Source organism: Streptomyces sp. NPDC002785, assembly GCF_040295565.1.
GTDB lineage: Bacteria > Actinomycetota > Actinomycetes > Streptomycetales > Streptomycetaceae > Streptomyces.
The window spans coordinates 1-4,225 of sequence record NZ_JBEOVN010000333.1; the positions used below are offsets into that span (position 1 = coordinate 1).

At 70.6% G+C, this 4,225-nt stretch carries 2 protein-coding genes and 1 pseudogene; 2 read left to right on the forward strand and 1 reads right to left on the reverse strand.

The features are described from left to right. Positions 1-216: 216 nt before the first annotated feature. Positions 217-576: pseudogene (locus ABTZ94_RS36410) on the reverse strand (endonuclease/exonuclease/phosphatase); the annotation flags it as partial. Positions 577-786: 210 nt separating this feature from the next. Here ABTZ94_RS36410 and ABTZ94_RS36415 point away from each other — a divergent pair. Both ABTZ94_RS36415 and ABTZ94_RS36420 read left to right on the forward strand, forming a co-directional pair. Then, positions 787-2,241: a hypothetical protein gene (locus ABTZ94_RS36415; RefSeq protein WP_351207554.1), complete on the forward strand. Its 1,455-nt coding sequence runs from the start codon at positions 787-789 to the stop codon at positions 2,239-2,241. A gap of 217 nt (positions 2,242-2,458) precedes the next feature. Beyond that, positions 2,459-3,928 (forward strand): alkaline phosphatase PhoX, encoded by a 1,470-nt coding sequence (locus ABTZ94_RS36420; RefSeq protein ID WP_351207556.1) that lies wholly within the window; start codon positions 2,459-2,461, stop codon positions 3,926-3,928. The last annotated feature ends 297 nt before the right edge of the window (positions 3,929-4,225 follow it).

The following is a 4,225-nucleotide window of genomic DNA, read 5'->3' on the forward strand; positions in this document are numbered from 1 at the left end:
CCGCGCTCGGCATGAGGCCGAGGGCGGGCGCGTAGCGGCGAGGGGCCTACGGGCGGAAGCGGAGCACCTGCGGGTCGTGGTCGCTGTTCTGCTCGGCGAACTCGGCGTTGATGTGCACGCTGTCGTAGTGGAATCCGTCGATCGACGGGCTGGTCAGGATCTGGTCGAGGACCTGGGTGTTGCCCTGGTAGACGTACGAGTAAGACCGACCGGCATGACCGTGCCGGAGACCGTGACCGCGTCACCGACCGCGACGGTCGGCGCGGAGCCGGTGTAGACGAAGATGCCCTCGCTGGTGCTGGGGTCGGCGTCGGGGTTCGGGTCCTGGAACCAGAAGCCCTTCGAGCCGTACGTCCGCACACCCGTGACGATGCCCGCGACACCGCTGACCTGCCGGCCGGTGAGCGGGGATATCCGGGTGGTGCCCTGGATGTCGTGGATCCGGACCTGGCCGTCGGTGGACGAGGACGGGGAAGCGGACGCGGAGGTGGTGGCTGCGCCGGTGAGCAGGCCGGCGGCGAGTGCAGCGGTGACTACGGCGGAGACGGCGGTCGTTCTGGACGATGCGGCGGGCATCACGGGCTCCGGGGGTACCGAGGGTCGGGTGTGGAGGTCCGGTGTGGAGGTCTACGCGCGTCAATCTCTTGTGCGGGCAAGGCAGTTGTCAAGATTTCCCGGGTGGACCGCCGCTGTCCGTTGCGTGAACCGGGTGGCATGGGGCGAAATGCGTCTACGCTTGGGCCGCCTGAACCCGTACGCCCCGTACGTCTCGAGGAGAACCACCTGATGTCCGCAGAGCGCCCCACCCTGCCGCCCGTACGGCTGCACACCGAGGCCGAGCTGGCACGGGACGCGCTCGCCGCGCCGCTGCTCGCCCGCGCTGTCCGGCTCGCCCGCTGGGCGGGCCCGGAGACCCGGGTCGGCGCCTGTGGCGAGCTCGTCGAGGAACAGCTGCCCGCGGCGGCCGAGTACCTCGGTCTCACGGCGGACGAGGCCGGTGCGGCGGAGGCGAGCGAGGCGTGGCGGCTCGCCGTCGACGCGGGGCTCGTCGACGTCGAGGACCCGCAGGAGGCCGCGGGCAAGGACGCGGAAGGGACCGCCGCCGCCGGTGAGAACCTGGCGCTGATCACCGGCGGTTCACCGCAGGATGTCCTTTCGATCTGGCTCGACGGCCTGGAGGCCGTCCATGCGGACGCCACCGCGCCCGTCTTCGAGGACTTCGCCGACCTCGTCGGCGAGGACGGCTCGATCGACTTCGAATCCCTGGACTGGGACCCGGAGGTCGAGGCGGAATTCCTCGACGGGGTCCTCGGTAATCTGTACCTGCTCACCGCAGGCGACGCCGGCGCGGACGCGGCGCCCGTACCGCTGCCCGCGCTCGCCGCGTCGGTGATCGTGCCCGACGACATGGGTGAGCCCACCGACGACGTCCTTGAGCAGGTGTCCGAGGCGATGATGCGCCTCGACGACCAGTTCCGGGTCCTCGAACCCATCGGGATCGTCGAATACCGCCCGGTGGACGAGGCGTTGCTGGCCGAGGAGGGCGAGGACGCCGCCCCGCCGGCCGACGACGAGGACATCACCCGGTACGGAATGGTGAAGCTGACCCCCCTCGGCCTGTACGGCATCCGGGCCCGGATGCTGGAGGCCGGGGTGGACGCCCCGGCGATCGGAGACCTCGTGGACAAGGGCGCCGACGCGCTCCTTTGCGGCATCGCGTACTACCCCGAGACGTCGGCCCGCAGCGAGGTCGAGCTGTGGCTCGCCCGGCGCGGCGCGGACGGCGCAGCGGACGAACTCCTCGCCGCGGCACGCGGCGCGGACCAGCAGGCGCCGCTGCGCCGCCTCCACTGCCAGCAGGCGCTCGCCCTGGTCGGCGCGGAGGCGGAGCCGGCGGTGCGCGCAGTGCTGGACGACCCGGAGCTGGGCGGTCTTGCGCGGGTCTGGCTCGCGGAGCTGGGCGCGGCGGACGTACCCGCACCGCCGGATTCGGTGATCTTCTGGCTGGCCATCGACACGATCGCGGCCCAGCTGGAGGCCGAGGGCGACCTGGACGAGATCCAGGGCCTGGTCGAGGGCCTGGCAGGCCAGCACAGCGGCTTCTTCGACGAGGCGTGGCGGGTGGACCACCCGGCGACGGCGGACGTCCTCGAAGCGATGGGGCGGCTGCACAGCGACAAGAAGATGGCCAAGGCGGCCCGCAAGGCGGCGTTCAAGGCGCGGTCGCGGACGGGCGCCTGAGACCGGACAGTTGGGCTGCCCGCTCGCGCGAGCCGCGTGAGCGGGCCTTCTGCGGCGGACGGCACGGACCGGGCGCGGCATCCGCTCCGGCCGACCGCATCCGGTCAACTGCACAGGAAGGATGCCCCTCAACGTCGTCCGTAGTTCAACTGGTGTTGGTGCGGGGGCGCGACTGTGGGCGCGCCAACAACCCGCCCAGTTGCTCCAGGAGTACGTGATGCCCTTCACGCGCAGGGAATTCACCAGGCAGTCCGCCCTCACCGGTGCCGGCATCGCCCTGACCGGTACCGTCGCAGCGCTGGCCACCGCGCCCGGTGCCCTGGCCGCAGAGGACTCGAAGCACGGCCACGACGACCACGACCACGGGCACGGCCACGGTCCCAGCCACGAGCCCGGTTACGGGCCGCTGATCAACAACCCCAAGGGCCTCCTCGCGCTGCCCGCCGGCTTCTCCTACCAGGTCATTACCCACAGTGGTGTCACCAAGCTGGAGTCCGGCGAGTACACCCCCTCCAACCACGACGGCACGGCCACCTTCGAGGGCCCGCGCGGCGTCACCCTGCTCGTCAACAACCACGAGCTGAGCGGTACCCGCGCAGGCTGGGAGTACCCGGTGCCGCTGGCCGAGGGCCTCGTCTACGACCCGGTCGCGGCCGGCGGCTGCACCGTTGTGGAGACCCGCCGCGACGGCCGCACCGCCGAGTGGGTCGGCATCGCCGGTACGTCCACCAACTGCGCGGGTGGCGCCTCCCCGTGGGGCACCTGGCTCACCTGCGAGGAGACCGAGGACAAGGCCGGCAAGAACGGCCTGCTCAAGGACCACGGCTACGTCTTCGAGGTCGACCCCTACGACAAGCGCGCCAACCGCGACCCGCGCCCGATCAAGGCGCTCGGCCGGTACGCCCACGAGGCCGTCGTCATCGACCCCAAGCGCGGCCACGCCTACCTGACAGAGGACGCCGCGGGCCCCAACGGACTGCTCTACCGCTGGGTTCCGCCGCACGGCTTCCGGCACGGCCGCGGCAAGCTGCGCACGCTCGCCGACGACGCCGGTGTCCTCCAGGCCACCAAGTGCTTCGACAGCAACGGCAAGTTCGTCGACGACCTGTCCCGCGCCACCAGGATCGGCACGGTGTACGGCGTGGACTGGGGCGACGTACCCGACCGTGACGCGAAGACCGTCTCGGTGCGCAAGCAGTTCGCGGACAGCGAGGTCACCCGCGCACGCAAGCTCGAAGGCATGTGGTGGGGCGACGGCGGCGCGTACATCGTCTCCTCGTTCGCCCGCGGGGAGAGCCCCGTCCAGCACGACGGCCAGGTCTGGTTCTACGACCCCAAGCGCCGCACGCTGACGCTGAAGGTGCTCCTCGGCGTGAACGCCGACCCGTCGAAGGACGGCGCCTTCGACGGCCCGGACAACATCACCGTCTCGCCGTACGGCGGTCTGGTCATCGCCGAGGACGGCAACGGCGTTCAGCACCTGTTCGGGGCGACCGACAGCGGCCGCACGTACCCGATCGCCCGCAACGAGCTGAACATCGGCAGCGAACAGGAGCCGGAGTACAGCGAGTTCACCGGTGTCACGTTCTCGCCCGATGGCAAGACGCTGTACGCCAACATCCAGACGCCGGGCATCATGCTCGCCATCACCGGTCCGTGGAAGCGTCATTCGCGACAGGAGCGATAGCTCGTACGGGTGAACTGATTCGAATCACGGGGGGACGTGCGGCCATTTCCACATCGTCTCGTATATGTCAAACGCGTGTGACCGTTGCGGAAACCCCCGTGAATGCAAGGCGCAGGCGCTTCTGCAGTAACAGCTGCAGCCTTCTGGGGACCGCGAAGCAGAGGGCCGAAGCTGCTCGGAGACCCAAACCTTCAAGCGGGGGCCGCTTCGGGACCGTGGTGCGGTGCATTGCAGCAGGACCTGCGCCCATCTCACCCGCAAGCAGATAGCGCCGGCACGGCGTGGGGAGCCCACGCC

Excerpts from the sequence above, each read along its gene's own strand:
- ABTZ94_RS36415 (WP_351207554.1), top strand. The coding sequence starts at position 787 with ATGTCCGCAGAGCGCCCCACCCTGCCGCCCGTACGGCTGCACACCGAG.
- ABTZ94_RS36420 (WP_351207556.1), top strand. The coding sequence starts at position 2,459 with ATGCCCTTCACGCGCAGGGAATTCACCAGGCAGTCCGCCCTCACCGGT.